Annotated in this window: 13 protein-coding genes; 9 read left to right on the forward strand and 4 right to left on the reverse strand. The window is 46.0% G+C overall.

Annotated features, from left to right (window positions below; translation table 11 throughout):
* Positions 1 to 66 precede the first annotated feature (66 nt).
* Entirely contained in the window at positions 67 to 2,682 is a 2,616-nt protein-coding gene (locus LCM11_RS08410; protein WP_224893798.1) for a S8 family serine peptidase, read from the reverse strand.
* A gap of 248 nt (positions 2,683 to 2,930) precedes the next feature.
* Between LCM11_RS08410 and LCM11_RS08415 the strand changes: the two genes are divergently transcribed.
* Both LCM11_RS08415 and LCM11_RS08420 read left to right on the forward strand, forming a co-directional pair.
* Positions 2,931 to 4,556 carry an S-layer homology domain-containing protein gene (locus LCM11_RS08415; protein WP_224893799.1) on the forward strand — a complete coding sequence of 542 codons (1,626 nt, stop codon included), beginning with the start codon at positions 2,931 to 2,933 and terminating at the stop codon, positions 4,554 to 4,556.
* 12 nt (positions 4,557 to 4,568) lie between these two features.
* A complete protein-coding gene (locus LCM11_RS08420) occupies positions 4,569 to 4,814 on the forward strand; it encodes a DUF3006 domain-containing protein (protein WP_224893800.1) in 246 nt (81 codons plus the stop codon).
* Positions 4,815 to 4,973: 159 nt separating this feature from the next.
* On the opposite strand, the gene LCM11_RS08425 is transcribed toward LCM11_RS08420, so the two are convergent.
* Positions 4,974 to 7,184: a 5'-nucleotidase C-terminal domain-containing protein gene (locus LCM11_RS08425; protein ID WP_224893801.1), complete on the reverse strand. Its 2,211-nt coding sequence runs from the start codon at positions 7,182 to 7,184 to the stop codon at positions 4,974 to 4,976.
* A 368-nt stretch (positions 7,185 to 7,552) separates the two neighbouring features.
* On the opposite strand from LCM11_RS08425, the gene LCM11_RS08430 reads away from it, so the two are divergent.
* Both LCM11_RS08430 and LCM11_RS08435 read left to right on the forward strand, forming a co-directional pair.
* Entirely contained in the window at positions 7,553 to 8,143 is a 591-nt protein-coding gene (locus LCM11_RS08430; RefSeq protein WP_224893802.1) for a putative immunity protein, read from the forward strand.
* 85 nt (positions 8,144 to 8,228) lie between these two features.
* Positions 8,229 to 8,417 carry a hypothetical protein gene (locus tag LCM11_RS08435; protein ID WP_224893803.1) on the forward strand — a complete coding sequence of 63 codons (189 nt, stop codon included), beginning with the start codon at positions 8,229 to 8,231 and terminating at the stop codon, positions 8,415 to 8,417.
* A gap of 119 nt (positions 8,418 to 8,536) precedes the next feature.
* Here LCM11_RS08435 and LCM11_RS08440 read toward each other — a convergent pair whose 3' ends face one another.
* Together LCM11_RS08440 and LCM11_RS08445 are read right to left on the reverse strand one after the other, a co-directional pair.
* Positions 8,537 to 10,195 (reverse strand): S8 family peptidase, encoded by a 1,659-nt coding sequence (locus tag LCM11_RS08440; RefSeq protein WP_224893804.1) that lies wholly within the window; start codon positions 10,193 to 10,195, stop codon positions 8,537 to 8,539.
* Between the two features lie 78 nt (positions 10,196 to 10,273).
* The gene (locus LCM11_RS08445) at positions 10,274 to 12,067 is read right to left on the reverse strand and encodes an N-acetylmuramoyl-L-alanine amidase (protein ID WP_224893805.1); all 1,794 of its coding nucleotides are present in this window, start codon (positions 12,065 to 12,067) and stop codon (positions 10,274 to 10,276) included.
* A 385-nt stretch (positions 12,068 to 12,452) separates the two neighbouring features.
* Between LCM11_RS08445 and LCM11_RS08450 the strand changes: the two genes are divergently transcribed.
* The 5 genes from LCM11_RS08450 (at position 12,453) to csaB (ending at position 19,933) form a co-directional block, all read left to right on the forward strand.
* Positions 12,453 to 14,366, forward strand: a complete 1,914-nt coding sequence (locus LCM11_RS08450; RefSeq protein ID WP_224893806.1) for an S-layer homology domain-containing protein — start codon at positions 12,453 to 12,455, stop codon at positions 14,364 to 14,366.
* Between the two features lie 71 nt (positions 14,367 to 14,437).
* Positions 14,438 to 15,199 (forward strand): WecB/TagA/CpsF family glycosyltransferase, encoded by a 762-nt coding sequence (locus LCM11_RS08455; protein ID WP_224893807.1) that lies wholly within the window; start codon positions 14,438 to 14,440, stop codon positions 15,197 to 15,199.
* Positions 15,196 to 16,755, forward strand: a complete 1,560-nt coding sequence (locus tag LCM11_RS08460) for a polysaccharide biosynthesis protein (protein ID WP_224893808.1) — start codon at positions 15,196 to 15,198, stop codon at positions 16,753 to 16,755. Before LCM11_RS08455 ends, LCM11_RS08460 begins: the two co-directional genes overlap by 4 nt.
* 16 nt (positions 16,756 to 16,771) lie before the next feature.
* Positions 16,772 to 18,364 carry a DUF5693 family protein gene (locus tag LCM11_RS08465; protein ID WP_224893809.1) on the forward strand — a complete coding sequence of 531 codons (1,593 nt, stop codon included), beginning with the start codon at positions 16,772 to 16,774 and terminating at the stop codon, positions 18,362 to 18,364.
* Between the two features lie 519 nt (positions 18,365 to 18,883).
* A complete protein-coding gene (gene csaB / locus LCM11_RS08470; protein ID WP_224893810.1) occupies positions 18,884 to 19,933 on the forward strand; it encodes a polysaccharide pyruvyl transferase CsaB in 1,050 nt (349 codons plus the stop codon).
* The last annotated feature ends 204 nt before the right edge of the window (positions 19,934 to 20,137 follow it).

Below are 20,137 nucleotides of genomic sequence, written 5' to 3' on the forward strand. Positions count from 1 at the left end.
AGCACTGGAAAATGAATCATAAAAAAGCCCCGGTTCTATGGCGGACCGGGGCTTTTAGCTATGGTTTTATAATTCGTCACTCAGGAGTTTGGCCATAATAACGGCAAACTCAGAGCGCTTAATGGGTTGATTCGGGCGATAGGTACCGTCTGGAAAGCCTTTGATTACGTCGTTTGCCACAAGCGTATCAATATACGAGGCGGCCCAGGAATCCGCTTTTACATCAGGGAAGCTGCTGGCACTCTCCCCGGTTAATTCATAAGCGCGAACAACAAGCGTCGCCATCTCCGCTCGAGTCAGTGTGCCATTCGGATGGAACGTGCCATCTTCATAACCCGAGAGTATTCCGGCTTCCGCCAGCGCCCCGATATATTCGGTTCCCCAGTGATGGTCCGGTACATCCGGAAAGTCCGCTTCTTGCCGAGGAAGGTCCAGTTCACGGGCAATCATCGTCGCCGCTCCCGCGCGGGTGATTGGATCATAGAAACCAAATGTTCCGTCCGGGTACCCCGTCATCAGGTTTTCCCTGGACAGGTAGCTGACATAAGGTTCGGCCCACGTGCCGGTAACATCCGGGAATGTTTTTTCATTATATTCCATGCTCAATACGTAGTTTTCATTCCTATCAGCTTCTCCGGTCCCGTTCTTTACAATCAGATAATAAGGACCGCGCGTGATTTTTTCAATCGTGGCGGTAAGATAGGTTACCCCGTCCTGCTCGGATTGCTGAGCCGCCGCTTCTATCGTCTGCATATTTCCATCCTGATCGTAAGCCGCGACCGTCACCTCCGGGTCGATGTGTGAGGCGGCTGCACTTGAGGCAAGGGTGACATCGACGCTGCCTGCATAAGGGAAGTCAACTTTATAGTAATCCAGGTCGGCCGGGTCAAAGGTGCCGACCGCCGCCTTTTCATAAGAGAGAGGCGTTGCGGACGAGGCGAACTCATTCGGCTCCTGTTCATAAACGACTTCGTCTTTGTACGGATGGTCCGGCCAGTTGACTTCCATAACGTACGATTCATCGGACCAGTGGTTGTAATAGTCATACACCATCACCGTGTACATACCGGGGTCTGCTTCAAAGGTGAACGATTCGCCGCTTCCCTTCCACTCCCCATCAAAAACCTGCCGTTCGCCATAACGGTTGAAAACGGCGACGACGAGATCTTCATTGTCTGATCGGCTCGTTACGTCGACACTCACCGTGGTGGGATGATCCACACGGAAATCATACCAGTCGGAATCGTTCGGCGTGTCGAGATTCTCGCGCTTCGGCTCTCCTTTTTCTAAATGGAAGGAGCTGCCCTGGTTGTTGCTGACATCATCACTTAAATCAACCGCTTGTGAAGTGACGACTTCATATGCATCGGGAATGCCGTATCCATACGCTTCATCCCACCTGCTTGCGTTGGGGGTTTGGGCATGTTTTTCCATGGCCCATTCGATTTCACCTGGATTCCAGTCCGGGTTCTCCCCTTTTATCATCGCGGCAAGGCCGGCTACAAGCGGAGCTGAAAAGGAGGTCCCGCTCATACTTGAGTAGCCGCCCATATAGGACGTGCTGGTGAGATAAACGCCGGGAGCTGTTAAATCCACCCAGGTTCCGTAATTGGAGAACGCAGCCCGATAACCGGAGCGCTCCGTGGCTGCCACACTGATTACTGGAAAATAGGAAGCTGGGTAAGATGCATCCCGGATCCCATCATTGGACGCGGCCGCCACGAGAACAATTCCTTCATTATAGGCTTCCCAAAGCGCGCGTTCTTCGGCATCCGACTGATGATAGGCTCCGAAACTCATGTTGATCACATCGACTCCCTTGTCGATCGCGTAGTAAATGCCGGCTAACACGTCGGAATCGCTGAATTTCCCTTCATAGTCGCCTACTTTGACCGGAAGAATCTTGGTGTCCGGAGCAAGTCCTGCAATGCCCATGTCATTAAAATTCGCCGCGATCAATCCGGCGATATGCGTGCCGTGTCCGTGATTGTCGTCTGGATTCGCATCATTATTCACAAAATCATAACCTGGCAGCACGGTGCCCTGAAGGTCTTCGTGATACTTATAGACGCCGGTATCCAGTACCGCAACGGTTGTATCGGAAGAACCCCGCGTCACATTCCATGCCTTCTCCATGTTCATGTCATCATACTGATACTGTCCTGAATACTCGGGATCGGAAGGTACGTAGGATGATTCACTTATGTAATCCGGGTCGGCCGTAAGTACTGACGGGGCATCTTTTAACTGCTGCAGCACCTGATGATAATCCGCGTCCTTCTTCACTTCAAGCAGGCGGAAATGACGCCGCTTGAGCGCTTCAGACAGAGGCCCTTCGTTGACTTCATAGGCGTCTGTTAAAAACGAGGAAGACTCTTTCACTTCAATTAAGATACCACGGTTATGTACATCTTTCAGATTAACGTCTTCGACTTGCTTGGAGCTTTTGGAGCGCTCTTTCTTATGTACTTGTTTGACGGGTCTGTCATCCTTCTCGAAGGAAGCTTGCTCCTCCGGTTTGGAAGTCTGGGCTTTTCCTTTTGTGAGTTCCTCTACCGGAATCTCTTTCATTCTTTCTTCTGCCTGGACCGGTGATGATGGAGCTATACCTGTGAGCGTCGGGGCCACAAGGGTCAGGCTGATCATCATCGATGTAATCGAATACTTCGTGCGTTTCTTCATCCAATTCCTCCTACTAATCTATCAGCATTTGTAACCTGATTGTAACATTAATTGGATACGAAAGAATATAGTCCCAGAACAAACCACTACAAAATACCCCTAACCTGTCAATTACCACCTCCTTCCACCTCAGGTCTCCCAGGATCTGGGAGACCTGAGGTGGGTATATTTGGCAGTTTTGTTGCAAACCCTTTTCAATAGACTAGATTCCTAGTATGGTAAGACTAAACAACTAGGAGGTACGCATAATGAGAAATTGGATGACGTTTTTAGCTGCTTTCCTTTTGGTTACAGCTTTAACGACGCAGCCCGCTGAGGCGGAAGATGCTTTCCGCGACCTGGATCAAACGCCGTGGGCGAAAGAAGAAATCACCTATTTAAGTAACGAAGGGATTATTAATGGATACGGGAACGGATACTTCGGTCCCAAGGATCCGATCACTCGTGCACAGGCCGCGATGATGCTCGTCAACGACTTGTACCCGAATGCCGAAGCTCAGGAAGATCCCGGATTCTATGATTTAAGCAGAGACAGTATTTACTATAATGCGATTGCCGTAGCCGCTCAAAAAGGCTTAGTGTCCGGCTACCCGGATGGAACGTACAAACCGGACGCGAATATTAAACGGAATGAAGCTGCCTTTTTAATCGACCGCGCTTATAACGTCAAACGAAATTACGGAGAAAATGTCTTTTTCTCAGATGTTGGGGATAACTGGTCGACCGGCGCTATTAAAGACCTGGCGTCTCAGGGCATTATTAATGGTTATACAGACGGCACGTTCCGCCCGGATAGATCCATAAACCGTGCTGAATTCTCCGTTGTGCTTTCGTACACCGTGAACAAAAATCTACGTCCTCTCGATGATATGACTGCTCATTTCATCGATGTCGGCCAGGGTGACAGCACGTTGCTTGAGACACCATCCGGCCAGACCATCCTGATTGATGGCGGACGTAAATCAGCCGGGCAGGAAGTGGTGGATTACTTAGCATCTGCAGGGATCGACACGATTGATTTAATGGTTGCTACGCACCCGGATGCCGATCACATCGGCGGTTTGATCGATGTGCTGGAAACCATGGACGTGAAGCAAGTGCTCGACAGCGGCAAATACCACACCACTGATACGTACATGGAATACCTGGACTTGATCGATGAGAAGGACATTCCTTTTGATACGGCTGTTGAAGGCGAAGTTCTATCCTATGAAGATATGAGTATGAAAGTGATGAACAGTGAAGAATCTTCTAGTGATAACAATGAATCTTCGATTGTATTAAAGGTCACTCATGGAGAAGTGGACTTCTTACTAACGGGAGACGCTACCATTGAAAATGAGGAAGAAATGCTGCCGGCTTACAATCTGGAAGCTGAAATATTAAAAGTCGGCCACCATGGTGCTTCAACGTCCACTTCGGATGAATTCGTGGATGAAGTACAGCCTGAAGTGGGGATCTTATCCTATGGAGAGAACTCTTACGGCCATCCGGACTCTGACGTAGTGGACCGTTTGTGGCGGGCGGACGTTGATCTTTACTCTACGTGCGACGAAGGGGACATTACGATTACCTCTACCGGAAACAGCTACGACGTGGACGCTTCGATCTTCGATGGCAGCGACCCTTGTATAGCTGAGCAGGATGATGGTCATAATGGTGACAATGACGGGGAAACTCCTGGATTGATTAATGTGAATAAGGCAGGATTCGAAGAGCTGCAGGAGGTTAACGGCATCGGCCCGACCATTGCCGGGAATATCATCGAATATCGTGACACGTACGGTGATTTCCAAACCTACGAAGAGCTGCTCGAAGTAAGTTATATCGGAGAAGCTACGCTTGAAGAAATCAAGCCGCAAATTACACTTTGAGGTGAATGATCCATGCGTTATACCATTGATCGTTTTGAAAACGGCAAAGCCGTTCTCTTAGAAAAAGGAAATGAATTTAACGAGAAACTGATTCCTATCGAACGTATGCCTTCCCATGCCAAAGAAGGAGATCTGGTAGAACCCGCCGATCTCGGTCATGGCAAGGACTATCAAGTGCTGGAACAGGAAACGGCCGAACGCCGCAAACAAGCCAAAGAAAAATTAGAAAAACTAAAGAAAAAATCCAAGAAGAAATAAAAGCGACTAATGAATCCAAATCCTTCCACCTCAGGTCATCCAGATTCTGGATGACCTGAGGTGGAAATTTATAACAACAGCAATCCTCAACCAGAAAAAACCCGTAACGATCGATGTTGTGATCGTTACGGGTTTTTGGTTTATTCTATTTCCTTATGATCAGTCACTATCGTTATCGTCGTTGTTCACATCTACGATACGATTGTCAGTAGTAGGTGTGACCGTACCCTGTTCAGCTACATAGTCTCTGAATACTTCCCAGTCGGAAAGACCAAGATCGGTTACGTCACCATCGTCATACGCCTGGGCAAATACGTCGTACCCATCGCCGCCTTTAGCTGTGAAAGCGTTGGTTGCGATTGTGTACATATCACCGTCGTTTAACGTTTCCCACGTACCATCCTGATTGACTTTCACTTCCTGTACGCGATTGCCAGCCTCTTTTGAGCTGTCATACTTGAAGTTCAATCCGGATACTTGCAGGAATCCGCCATTTTCTTCAGGCACCTGGCCTACACTGCGCTCAAGAGCTGTCTTAATTTCGGCTCCTGTTAATTCCATAGTCGCAAGCGTATTACCAAAAGGCATCACGGTTAGGATTTCACCAAGCGTGATTGGTCCTTTGTCAATAGAAGTACGGATACCACCGCTGTTTTGGAAGGCCGCTACAACATCATCATTGTATTCCTTCGCTTTATCCAGCATGCCATCCGCAATCAAATCGCCTAGTGCCGTCTCGCTGTTACGGACACTTACCGTTCCACCGTCACCCAGACGTGGATTCGGGAATTCGTCTGCCGCAACTCCTCCGCTTTCTTCGTTCTCAAGCTCCTCTATGTCATCGGAGTATTTCTTCAGGGCTTCTGCCGCTTCTTGATCTGCTTCTTTCTCAGAAACATCAATCAGCTCGCTGGAATAATCCGTTACGACACCATCTTCATCGAATTCAACATCCAGCGTACCAAGGTTTCCTCCGTACTGACCAGCTTGTACGATAATGGTTGGATCTTTCGGATCGCCATTTTCATCTGTGGTTACTTCAACCGCTTCGTCTAAGCTCGTGTGGCTGTGTCCGCCGACAATAATATCGATGCCGTCCACTTCCGCCAGCAGCTGATCATTATCATAAGCCGGATTATCATTGAAACCAAGGTGCGTCAGTGCGATTACCTTGTCTACGCCTAAAGCTTCAAGAGCTCTTACACGCTCTTCCGCCGTTTGAATGTAGTTATCAAATGTAACATCTTCAGGGCTTGAGATATCCGCTGTTTCCGCTGTGGTTAAACCGAAGATCCCCACTTCTTCCCCGTCAATTTCCTTCACAAGGCTATTGTAGATCTCACCGTTACGTGGATACTTACTGATGTAGCTGTTATACAGCCCTCTCATATTCTCATCTTGAGAAAAATTAACATTCGAGCTGACAAACGGGAATTCTGCTCCTTCTACAAACTCAGAGAGTGCCTGATGTCCTTCCGCAGAGGAACCAAGATCGAATTCGTGGTTACCGAAAGTCATCGCATCATAGTCCATCATATTCATAAATTCCAGATCGGCCTGACCTTTAAATTCATTAAAATACAGCGTACCTGAGAACACGTCTCCTGCATCCAGCAATAGTGCATCCGGATTTTCAGCACGTACTTCTTCAACCGCTGTCACGCGTTTAGCCACATCTTCTAAGTGACCATGCGTGTCGTTGGTGTGCATAAGCGAAAGATCGAAATCCGATGGCTTCGGCAGTTTTGTGCCAAATTCATAGTCTGTATTCGCTAGAAGCCAGGCGAAGTCTCCACGCTTCACATCCGCATCAGGACCGAAATGGTTTTCATCCTGTCCTACAATTAAACCATTAGCATAAAGCGTTTCAATAGCCGTTTCATACCATTCGCCTTCCTCTACATCCTTGAAGGGATGGCCGGCTTCTTCCGGTTCAATTTCATAGGCTTCCATAATAATCTGCGCAAATTCAGCACGGGACATTTTGGCTTGTGGAGCAAAAGTGCCATCGTCCATCCCGTGGATAATTCCAGATTCATGAAGGGCATTAACCGCATCCGCATACCAGTGGTCCTGGTTAACGTCTGGATAAGGAGCCGGATCGGCATCCAGATTCAGATCCAGAATTTTGGCAAGCATAAGAGAAGCTTCCGCCCGCGTAACCGAGTTCCCTAAACGGAACGTCCCGTCTTCATACCCTTTTACAACGCCGGCGTCTGCCAGCTGGTGAATGACTTCATAATAGGGATGATCCTCCTGGACATCCGGGAATATTTCTTCTGCGGAAATACTAACAGCTGGAGTTAAAGCGGACGCTACTAGAGCGGCACCCATGGAAGATACAACAAACTTGCTATGTAGCTTTTTCATTTTTATGAAACTCCTCCTTCAATTTATAAATCTGGCTTTCTATTGAACGACCGTGGCAAATAGTCTATATGTACTCTACTTTCCTCCCCCATTTGATAAAAAGCCCTACACTATAAATCTTACACGATTGTCCATAAAATTCCTCTAAAATCTTAAAATTTTACAATTTTTTTACCGGAATTCAAGAAAAGATTGATATTTTTAAATTTAAATCGATTTTTGAACTTCCATAATAGATTTGCTTGCTCTTTTAAAAACAAGCTATACTTTAGTAATTAACTAAGAGCTTTATTCACGGATATAATAATTTTTTATGATTAAAGAGCCGTACCGTTAAATAATCAGTAGGAGAAAGGGGCTTAAGGCGAATGTTTTCCGATGTAGAAGTGAAAATAAAGAAAAGAAACAAACTATTGTTTTCACGTGATAGCCAGTGTTTGCAAGAATTAAAAGAACTTATTCAACTCCAGAATCATAGAACTCTCGTCCTTTGGGCGTTAGATTGCGCAAAATTACCTTTAGCTCAATTTGAAGCCAAATATCCCGATGAACGGCGGCCAAGGACCTGTTTAGAGCGTTGTGAGGAATGGGCAAGAGGTGACATTAAAATGCCCATAGCCAAGAGGGCGATCTTAGACTCTCATGCCGTTGCAAAAGAAATCGATGACCTTGAATACGGCACTTTATGTCAGGCAATTGGTCATGCTGGAGCAACGGTACATGTGGAAACACACGCTTTAGGCCTGCCCATTTACGAATTAACATCCATGGTTCATAAATACGGGAAAGATCACTTTCACGGACCAGTGAGCGGCAAGATCAATGATTACTATAATCGCCTTCTATACTGGCAGGAAACGACCGATAAACTAGAACTGAACTGGGCTGGTTTTTTGTTGGATGATACGAAACCAAATAAAGAAAGATTATGGAGAGAAAATAGAGAGGCAGATTCATAATTTTTATTCGCACCGTCAGTTAGGAGAAGGATTCCTGGAATGATATTGCACAGGTGCCCTCTATACAATAAGGAAGTGTTTTATGTTGGGCAAATGGAAACTTATCCTCTATCCAGTTATTTGTGGACTACTAGGCGGTATGGTCTCTTATATCTTAAACGGATTTGAAGTGGATGGGCCTTCTTTTATCGGAATCTTTATAGGCAGCACGATCGGTCAATTAGGTTTTATGCTCTGGCGTAAAGAGCACTACCGTCATTCAGATAGAAGGTAGCTTTGTTACTGGGGGATTATCTGAAAAACCAGGAGGTAACAGCTGGAACCATAAAAAAACCCTGAAACCTATAAGAAGGTTTCAGGGTTTTCTGCTTTATACACTCGTAATCTAGCAAACTATTGATTCATCACATTCGAAAGAATCAGAGAAAACTCAGCACGTGTAATTTCATTTGAAGGATGGAACGTTCCATCAGGATAGCCGGAAATGAATCCCGCTGCTTTCAAATCATTCACACTTTCATAATAGTAAGCATCTTCCCTCACATCACTGAATCTTTCAGAAGAAGATCCTTCCACATTAAACGCACGATCAATAATCATCGCTACATCTGCACGGTTAATGGCCTGCTTCGGACGGAATGTTCCATCCGTATAACCGGAGATGAATCCTGAAGAAGTACCGGCAGAAATATAGCCGGAACCGAATGAACCTGGACTTACGTCAGGGAAATCCGTCGCTCTTTCTTCTCCATTCAGCTGCAGCGCACGCCCTACCATGGCTACGGCTTCTTCTCGCGTAATGGATCGTTTCGCTTTAAACGTGCCATCGGCATAACCACTAATTAAGTTTCCTAGTGAAAGGTTTTCAACAGCACTGCTGTACCAATGACTTCTGTCAAAATCTTTAAAAGGTGTGGTTGGCGCTTGCGCAACCCCGTATCCGTAAGTATTGTCTTTCCCAGCTGCTCCTTTATCAAGAGAGTTAGCAGCAAGAAGGGACTCTATCTCTGAGTTGGACAACTCAGGGAATAGTTGATGATAGAGGGCAAGCACTCCCGTTACATGCGGCGCGGCCATTGAAGATCCACTCATGGTTGCATAGCCGGTTGGATATTCATCGTTTGTAATATAAGTACTTTCTATTCTTGCGCCAGGAGCTGTGAAATCAAGAGAAGGTCCATCATACGTATAATCTGAACCATCCAGCTTCTTCGTAACAGCGCCTACACTCACGACTTCTGGAAAGCGTGCCGGATAAAGAATGTCATCAATATTTTCAGATACGCATACATCTTTGTTACCTGCAGCCGCTACGACTTGTACCCCTGCATTTCTAGCTTTCTTAATTGCATTTTTTGTGAGATCAGAAGGTTTACAGGATGTGAGACTTAAATTAATAATATCTACATCTTGATCAATGGCCCAATCAATACCGGCCACAACTTCTGAATTCATTCCGTTTCCTTTTTCGTCGAGCACTTTCACCGCATAAATCTCGGCATCAGGAGCGATGCCTATGGTGCCAATCTCGTTATCCTGGGCGGCGATAATTCCAGCAACGTGTGTTCCGTGACCATTATCATCTTCATAACCCTTGGTACCTTGCACAAAGCTGATTCCTTTGGCTACATTCAAATCAGGATGTTTACTTGCAATCCCGGTATCCAGGATAGCAATTTTAATCCCCTCGCCCGACAGCCCCATAGATCTTGATTGATTCATTTTCACTGTCTCAGTTCCCCAGGAAGATTCCTGGAAACTTACCTGTACTTGGCCGTCTTCTTCAATTGATTTGACTGCAGTTTCACCCTTCAACTCAGAAATCTTATTGCCTGGTATCGTTACCGCTACAGAATTAAGAGAATCATAACGGTAATGAATGGTGTGCGGGATATTCTTCAGTACATTTAAATCAATTTCTTCCTTATACTGAATCACCACGCGCTCCATTTTTCCCCCTTCTGAATCTTGATCAGAAGCTGCCAGAGAAGCAGAAGGCGTACCCAAAGCCCCTGAAACCAGTAACACCATGACAACCATTAACTTTTTCAATAGATCTTCCTCCTCCAAAGTGCTCACTGCTGACAAATAATTGAAAGAGCGAACCAAAATTTGGCCGCTCTTACATTATTATTCTCTCCAATTGTAATATTCTACAATCCCCATTGCAATAGCTTTGGCTGCTTTATGACGATAATTTTGCGTTTTCAGCTTGGCCGCATCCTCATCATTCGTAACAAAGCCGATTTCCGTCAATACAGATGGTAGACTAGTATATTTGATCACCTGGAAGTTCGCATTTTTTACGCCGCGATTACTCATATCCATTTCACGATAGAGTCTCTCATTAATATAGGTAGCAAGTTTTAGGCTCTTATACTCACGATCATTTAACCCATAAGCATGATAGTAAGTTTCTACTCCGTTAGCACTTTCCATGAAGGAGTTCGCGTGAATACTGACAAAGGTATCGGATCCTAATCTTTCCGCCTTATCAACGCGTCCGCCAAGTGTCAGGTAATAATCGCTGTCCCTGGTCATTTTTACGTCAATGCCTGTATCCTTCAAGTAATCTCTTACTTTAAGGGCTACATCCAGCACTAAGTCTTTTTCGAGCATTCCGTGTCCAGAAGCACCCGGGTCATGCCCGCCATGTCCGGCATCAATAGCTACGGTGCGATTTACACTTGGTTTGTCCGTTAAATACGCTTCGTGAACGTAACCTTCCACACTTCCTGAGGAAACCAGTCTCCAGCTTCCTTCTTCTTTATGAACGTCCACCGCTTCTCCGGTAGTAAACTGTCCAACCACGTCGTAGCTGGTTCCTGGTCCTTTACGTACATTTAAAGAATCGGCCGTTACAATTTTTTCAGCAATAACAGGCTTCGGAATGTCAGCTAAGTAAGCACTATGTACATATCCTTCTATGCCATTTCCGGAAACCAGTCTCCAGTCTCCATCCGCTTCATGCACGTCAACTTCCTGATTATCGGAGTACTTTCCAACGATATCGTAGCTAACGCCTGGTCCTTTTCTTACATTTAAGTTATCCGTTGTTACAATTTTTTCAGCGATGACTGGTTTTGGAATATCGGCTAAGTAGGCACTATGTACATACCCTTCTATACCATCGCCGGAAACGTATCTCCAGCTTCCTTCTTCTTCATGGACTTTTACTTCCTCGCCATCGGAGTATTTTCCAACTACATCATAGCTAGTTCCTGGTCCTTTACGTACATTCAAACCATCTGTGGTAACCATTTTCTCACCAATGACCGTTTCGGTACGGTCTGGTTCAGGCTCTGACTCCTGGCCTACTGAATCAACATTCCCGTCCATGGCACGTGCCATTAAAACAGAGAATTCTTCTCTCGTAATATCCTTGCCTGGCTTGAATGTACCGTCTGGATAGCCAACGGTAATTTTCGCAGTAGCTACTTTATTAATCGGGGTGTAATACCAGGCACTCTTTGATACGTCTGTAAACGAGTGGCTGCTCGTTTCGTTTAAGTCAAATGCTCTGGCGATCAATGTGGCCATTTGAGCGCGTGTTACTTTTTCATTGGGATGAAATGTTCCGTCAGCATATCCACTGATAATTCCTTCTTCAGCAGCTGCTGCTATGTATCCGGAAGCATAATGTTCCTCTGTCACATCTGGGAAGACCGTATTTTGACGATTGTTCTCTAAATCCAGCGATCTTCCAATCATCGTTGCAGCTTCCTGACGGGTAACCGCATTTTTCGGTTTAAACGTATCATCCGGGTAACCAAAAATAATTTCCTGCTGGATTAAGTAATTGATCTCACTGGCATATTTGTCCGGGATATCCGTTAAGGCCGCATACACCTTATCCGTCGATTGAATGGTAACGAATGTCATTACGATCAGGGCAAACAGCAGACTGCAGACTTTTCTCAACATATTCAACATGCTCCTTCTTAAATAATTTAGTAAACCATTGTCAGAGAGGGACAGAGAGACCATTGCTAGAATCTATCGGTTATCGCATTTCCTCCTTATTTCGATGTTCGAACTGGTTGAGTGATTGCTATGTCAAAAATTGTATTAATTACTACCGGCACGTCTTTACTAATATCGAAACCTGTCGGTAGAAGTTTTATAGTAAAATAGTCTCATTTATTGTAAAAGATGCTTAAAAAAAGTTTTAAATAAATTTACACGGGGTAGGAAACCTTGATTCTAAGCCTTTTTTACCTTCTCAAAATTTCTAAAACTTTCTTTTTCACCTATTCATTTCCAATTTATTCTGATAGATTAGGAAAGAATGAATTTAGGAGGGTGATGAATGAAGAAGGTAATCATGTCGATTTTTGTCGTATTTTTAGCTTTAACCTCAGTGGTCTCGACAGCTTTTGCGGAAGATGATATTACAGGAACCCCATTCGAAGATGATCTGCGTGCTTTGATTGAAGCCGGGATCATGAGTGGATATGATGACGGTACCTATAGACCTAGTAACTCGGTCACGCGAGCAGAGTTTACCGTTTTCCTTAACGGGGCGTTAGACCTACAGATGGGTGATGGAGAATTACCGGAGGAATATTTCACAGATGTCGAACCTGATGACTGGTATTTCGAGCCGATTATGATCGCCTATAATAATGGGCTGGTCAATGGTTACCCGGGTGGAGACTTCCAACCAAACAAGGTTATCACCAGACAGGACATGGCGATGATGATGATTAATGCAGCCAAGGCGAAAAACGTCGTCTCAGAACGAAAGCCTTTAGCTTTTGCCGATAATGAAGAGATTTCGAATTACGCGGTCGAATCCGTGGAAAGATTAACGTACCTGGAGATTATCAGCGGAAAGCAGCATGCAGACGGTACGCTGTTCTTTGCTCCTAAAGACGAAACGTCACGCGGAGAAACGGCAGCCGTTATCAACCGGTTAATGAACGTGTTGGAACCTCCGAAAGAGCTGGATTATAAAGTGGTCAGCTTGTCTCCCGATCAGGATCCAGTCGTTCAGGATGACTATGAAACCTATGAAGAAGCCGTCAGCAACGCTGATGATGATCAAGTCGTATTGAAAGGAAATAACATTGTGTGGATGAATGAAGGAAATGCCGTATCCAATGCCTACACGGTTCTCTACGATTCTAGTGATTTAAGTCGTTCGCTTACATATATGACGTCCGGTGTTGAAGTGGAATTACTGGAGATCAACGAAGATACCTTGAAGATTAAGCTAGCAGATACTACGGGCTATGTGGATGCCGGTAAGATAAACCTCACGCCGCATCACTTGGTCAAAGATCGCTCTTATTACTACGAGAAGGATGGAGATCTGTATCACAGAATCTATAATTCTCTTACAGAAGGATCGGCTGCTTATAAATACGGCGCAGCACCGTCGTTCATGAAGACGGGCGAGAAGTATTACAGCTATAACGGCAGCACCTTCTACACCGAAGATGGAAGTAAAGCAGGCGAAGCCCATCAATACTTCAACCGCATGCCTCTTTATACCAAAACCTCTTATACCGGAGATCAGCTCGATGAATTTATCGCTTCTGAAGTACCGGACAGCCCGCTGATTGGAACTGGAGATGCTTTCAAGAAAGCAGAGGAACTGCACGGAACAAATGCTCTTTACCTGCTGGCGCATGCCATTCACGAAAGTAATTGGGGTAAAAGTAAAATTGCCCGCGACAAAAACAATCTCTTCGGAATTGGTGCCAATGACGGTAACCCTTACGAAGATGCCTGGACGTACGAAAGCTATGAAAAAGGAATTCTGGCTGCAGCTTCTGAATTCATCGTGCCCGGCTACTTTGACTCCAATTCGTGGAAAGCAAGAGGTGCTCATCTCGGCAATAAGAGCTCAGGGATGAACGTGTATTACGCTTCTGATGTGTACTGGGGACAGAAAATTGCCGGCCATATGTACCGTGCCGATTCGTACTTAAGCCGTAAATATGGTACACCGAAAGAAAATGCAGCGTACGATCTTGCTGAAACAATTACCACCTATGTAAATGTGCGTGCCGAAGCTGACGCAGGAGCTGAAAAACTTTATACGCTTCCTAAAGCAGGCGAGACCGTACAAATTGTGAGCGAAACCGACGGTCTGGGTACGTGGTATCAAATTTCGCCAAAAAATTTCGAATCCAGCACCTATGAGAATGCGTTTGTTTACAGCCATGGCTACTCCGCCTATGGAAATAGTCTCAGAAATTTACCGCTTAGTGAATGATTTCATTCCCATTACAAAGGAGCAACCGCTATATGGTTGCTCCTTTTTTATGTTATATTAAGGGGGTAGGAATGTGTAAATTAAAGGAGTCTCATCATATCATGAAGCACGTTAACATTTTGGGTGTTCCATTCTCAATAACGAACCATTCGACACTTGTCGAACAGCTGAATCAGCATATACAAAAACACGAAAAATCTTTCGTCATAACCGCGAATCCCGAAATTGTCATGCGCGCCAATCAAGAAGAGGCTTATATGAAAAGTCTTCACCGTGCTACATACATAACCGCAGACGGTATTGGTATTGTGAAAGCCTCCCGTCTATTAGGTCAAACCCTCCCTGAACGAGTGACGGGATATGATGTTATGATCGAGATGCTAAAGTTAGCCGACCTGAACCATTACCGGATTTATCTGCTGGGAGCCCAACGGGATACTTTGGAGGAAGTGAAGAAACATATCGAACAGTTCTATCCTCACATCCAGGTCGTCGGCTCTCATGATGGATATTTCGACTGGAATCATAACACTATTTCCGAGGAAATAATGCAAAGTTCACCAGATCTCATCTTTGTCGCTCTGGGGGCTCCTAAGCAGGAGAACTGGATCGCAGAGCATATTGACCAGTTTAATAAAGGTGTCTTCCTATGTGTCGGCGGCAGCTTTGACGTCATCGCAGGTAAAGTAAAACGAGCTCCGCTCAGCTGGCAGAACAAAAACCTCGAATGGTTTTACCGGCTTCTGCAGCAGCCGACACGCTGGAAAAGAATGCTTGCTCTTCCCCGGTTTTCATACCACGTCATTCGTCAAAAAGTGAAGCGTTCCTTATGAGTCAATCAACCTTTTTAAAAAGCACCTTCATCTTAACTCTGGCTGCCCTGTTCTCGAAGATACTGGGCAGCTTATTCCGTATTCCACTCCAAAATATTGCCGGGGACGAAGTGCTTGGAATCTTCACCCTGGTCTATCCCGTCTATATGGTCACGCTTATCTTATCCGTCGCCGGCATTCCACTTGCCATCTCCAAATTGATTGCGGAAGCCCGTACGGAAGAAAACCACTTACATATTCGACGCATCTACGTGACCGCTAGTATTCTCGGTCTTTTATTTGGTTTGGTCAGTTTTACCCTGATCGCTGTATTCTCTTCTCCTATCAGTGAGTTACTCGGAGGACCGGAAACCGAACCAGCCCTGCTGCTAGTTGCGACCGGACTGTTAATCGCTCCGTATATGGCTGTTTACCGGGGTTATTTCCAAGGCTTTGATCAAATGAATCCGACCGCGATTTCCCAGGTGCTCGAGCAATTCTTCCGTGCAGCGCTTGTATTGCTTATCGCATACATATTGACTCGCCTGTCCTTCTCCAATGAATGGATTGCTGGAGGGATCATGGCGGGATCTCTGTTCGGAGTGATCGCGTCGTTCATCTACTTGCGCTTCACGTATGTAAAATCTCCGCAGCGTATTCAAAAAAGCACATCCTATTCGATACACGATTTCAAAACGTGGAGCCGCACCATTCTCCGGATTTCTATTCCGATCGCCATTGGTACCGTGACAATGGCTTTGCTTAATTTTGTCGATTCGTTTACGATCCCGTTTAGTCTGGACCGACATCATGGAGAGGCATCCCCTTCCATTACGTACCTGTACGGAATTTATGGGCGCGGCTTGTCTCTCGTCCAGATTGCCACGGTGTTTGCGACATCCATTATTCTTCCGCTCGTACCGTTGCTGACCGCGAAGAAAAAGGAAGGCGATCGAGCCGATATGCGCTCCACGATTGAAGTAACCCACCGGCTTACGAATCTGATTTCTTGGCCGGCAGCAATGGGACTCGCCGCTCTCGCTATTCCGTTAAACGTCGCCCTGTTCACGAATGCAGAAGGCAGCTACGTCATCGCGATACTCGGCGTAAGCTCTGTGTTCACTTCGCTTACGATTGTAGGTACCGGTATTCTGCAGGGTCTTGATTTTGCTCGAAAAGCGGCAATCATTATTATCGCCGGAGTGATTAGTAAAGTCTTTCTCAACCTGTGGCTCGTTGGATGGCTGGGGCTTGAAGGTGCCGGTCTCTCTACTCTGATTGTCTACGTGCTTCTGGCCATCGTGAACACCTTATTCATTGTCAGATACATCTCATTTACCATCTTATCCACGAGCGACATGAAAATCATCGGCTCCTCTCTTGTAATGGGGATCCTCGTCGGATTGCCGGTTCTATATTATTCCGTGGCTGACTGGGGAAGATGGGAAGCCCTTATCTACTCCCTGCTTGCCATCGTGGTCGGCGGTATCGCGTATATCGGGTGCCTGTATGTCTTAAAGGCCATCGATCGTGAGACACTGAAGCGCATGCCGATGTTCGGAAAATATCTCAGTTAAGAAAGGAGGCCCATCCATGAACAAATCACGTGTCCTCTGGATCATTATCATTCTTTTACTCACGGCAACGATCCCCAGTTTATATGAACGCTCCTCTATCGAAAGGGCACAGGATGACTACGAGCTCGTGCTTCCTTATAAACATATTAAGGAGATGGCAGAAACGGATAGCTCTCTTCCGTCTGTTCTTCAGGAGCTGCAGGCAGCTGGTCTCACCTCTGTGCTTGTAGATATGAAGGACGCCTCTCTTCCAGAAGATGCCGTTTCTAAAATTAAAAGAGCAGAACTGGACGTGATTGTTTCCGTAGCCGCCAACAGTCCTGAAGATTGGAAACGTCAGCTGGAGGCCGCTGTTCACTATTATGAGGATGAAGCAGACTATGTACATATAAGCGGGGATAATGCTCCCGGCTACCCTAATTCATCCGCTATGGACGAGTTAGCCGGCATTCTTTCAGAAGGAGCAGAAGGCGTCTATTTTACCGAGTTTCAGCGGCTTCAAGGCTTTAAGGAATTTACAGCTGATCTGAACTACAACGTGGTTCGCATGCATAACCTGGATTTATTGCACGGCCACCAGACTGTAGAAGAAAAAGTGGACCGCACGCTGCGGGCCGTAAAAGAACGCAATCAGCGCTCGATCCTGCTCTCTTCTATGGAAGCTGATCCCCTGAATCATACGATTACTTATTTAGAAAACATAACCGATGCCATGCCGTCCGCTTTTGAATTACATGAAGCTGATGGGTGGAAAGACTTCTCACCACCGCTATGGGCAAATCTCGCAGCGTTTCTGGCAGGAATTCTATTTATCTATCAAGCGCTCGTCTCCATTTTTCATTACCAGTTGCTCGGATGGCTTGCTGCCTTCGCATCGCTTGGGCTTATGATCGCCTATCTGATGACGGATTCTCTTCTTTTCCTCCAGGGATTTGCTCTTGGAGTGGGGCTGGTCACTCCGATTTATGCGGTCCAAGCCACGTCTCACGGCAGCACCCGCATCAAGGATATTACCCTATCCTATGTGAAAGCGCTGGGGATTAGCCTGGCCGGAATTGTGATTATTATTGCTTTGCTTAACGGCACGGAGTTCTTAACAGGAATCGTCCTGTTCCGGGGAGTCAAATTGCTTTATGTCGTGCCTCTGCTTTTCTTTGGCGTTTATGCGCTGTGGGGACTGACGTTTAAAGAAGTGAAAGAGTCTTTGAAAGGCTGGCACGTGATCCTTATTGCGCTCGCAGGCGCAGCAGCGGTGTATTATGTGCTGCGAAGTGGGAATAGCCAGGCCGTGAGTGAAGTTGAGTTGTGGTTCCGCACGAAGCTTGAGGAATGGCTTTATGCACGGCCGCGGTCGAAGGAGTTTCTCCTAGGCTTTCCAGCTTATCTGTTAGCCCTGGCCGTCCTCCCCCGGTTTAAGCGTATTGGCAAAATCCTGCTTGTACCTGGGGTAATCGGGTTTATGTCGATCGTGAATACGTTCACCCATCTGCACATTCCGCTTCACATCTCCCTGCTCCGGACAGGCTACAGTATCGTGTTCGGCTATCTGATCGGCCTGCTCGCAATAGGAATCTACAAGCTGATTTTTAATAAAAGTAGATTCAAATAAACCATATGGGTGATGTTCCTGAATAGTTTATTAAGCTATAGAATTGGATTGTGTGATACCCAGTTTTGAGATAACTTGGGTCCGTTACTTAATAGGTATATGGTTGGTGGGGAAATAACTCGCTTTATATGGGGGAACGGATTCTTCAAAAAGAGAAGTTCCTTTCCAGCATAACCTGCCTGGAATGCTTATATGACAGGCTATTTCACATCTTTTTAGTATGAAAACAGCCATATTCACATGTTCTTTTTGCTCATCAAGAAGAAGATATTTTAAGTGGTTTCGAGTTTCTGATTCGGCAAGGTCCGGAGGGGGACGATGAAGACTCCTGTGGGATGAACATGATCGGTAAGATCCCGGAAGGCGAAGCCTGAGGAAGCTTACCACATGCCCACGGAAAGCGAAATCGTCCCCTGTAGGACCATCCTCATAACCAATATATAGAAGCTTAACAAACGGAAGCTTATCTTTACGATCAACACAGAAACTTTACATAAAAAAGAAAAGGAAGTGATAATGATGCACGTCGTGTTATCCGGTTATTTCGGTTTTCACAATACAGGAGATGAAGCTATTCTCTCCTCCATGATTAAACAGCTTCGCACCCTCCACCCTGGTATTCGCATTACGGTGCTTTCGGATGATCTCATCCATACCACGACCACCTATGGAGTCGAAACCGTCAGCCGCTGGAACTTCCGTGACATCCGTCGCGTACTGCAGGCAAGTGATGGCCTGATATCAGGCGGCGGCAGTCTCCTGCAGGATGCGACTGGTCCAAAGTCGATCGTCTATTATACTACGATTATCAACATGGCGAAGTGGCTCGGCAAACCTGTATTTGTCTATGCCCAGGGAATGGGACCGTTTAACCAGCTGGTTGGAAAAAAACTGACCACATACACCCTGAATCGTGTCGACGGGCTGACTGTTCGCGACCAGGACTCTAAGCACCGTCTCGAATCGCTTGGCGTGAAGCAGAACTGCTCCGTTGTGCCCGATGCGGTCTTTGGCTATGAAGCCCCGTCTGTACAGAAAAAGCATCAGATCGCGGTCAGTGTTCGCTCCTGGAGTGCATCCGAATCTTATATTCCAAAGCTTGCTTTTGCCTGTGATCAGCTGGCACAGCAAGGTTTCTCGATTCTATTTGTTCCGATGCACGGGCAGGAGGATGAACGCTTCGCAAAACTCGTAGAACTGCATATGACCGAATCGGCCGTCGTCGCCCCGGGAGAGGACTCCATCGAAGAAAAGCTCGAGCGGATCGCCGAATCAGAACTTCTGATCGGAATGCGTCTGCATGCGCTCATTTTCGCAGCCGTAAGTCATACACCGTTCCTTCCGCTCTCCTATGATCCGAAAATTGATTCCTTCGCTGCTATGTATGAGCTGGATAACGGATGGCACGTAGCAGCGGAAAATTGGGACGGACATCTTTTGTTCAAGGAAGCGCAGCGAATGCTGGATCAAAGAAGAAGAATTGGGAAAAAGATAGCCGCAACTACAGCAAGATTGCACGGAGAGGCTCTTTCCACCACAGAACAGGCTCTTCAGGTGCTGCAAAAATAATAAAATCGGTTCAGGAGAAGCTATGATCTTCTTCTGAACCGATTTTTTTACCATACAGGTGATTTTTCGCACATTCGTTTCCTAATATAAATTTCCTTATTGGTAGAATAATAATGCGCGCTGGATTTATGCTGCTGCAAGAATCCACGAAGCCTGTAGACCACCTTAAATAAAAAAAGTCACAATTTGTAAATAAATAGATTG

Source organism: Halobacillus halophilus, from assembly GCF_020171985.1.
Classification (GTDB): domain Bacteria; phylum Bacillota; class Bacilli; order Bacillales; family Halobacillaceae; genus Halobacillus; species Halobacillus halophilus_A.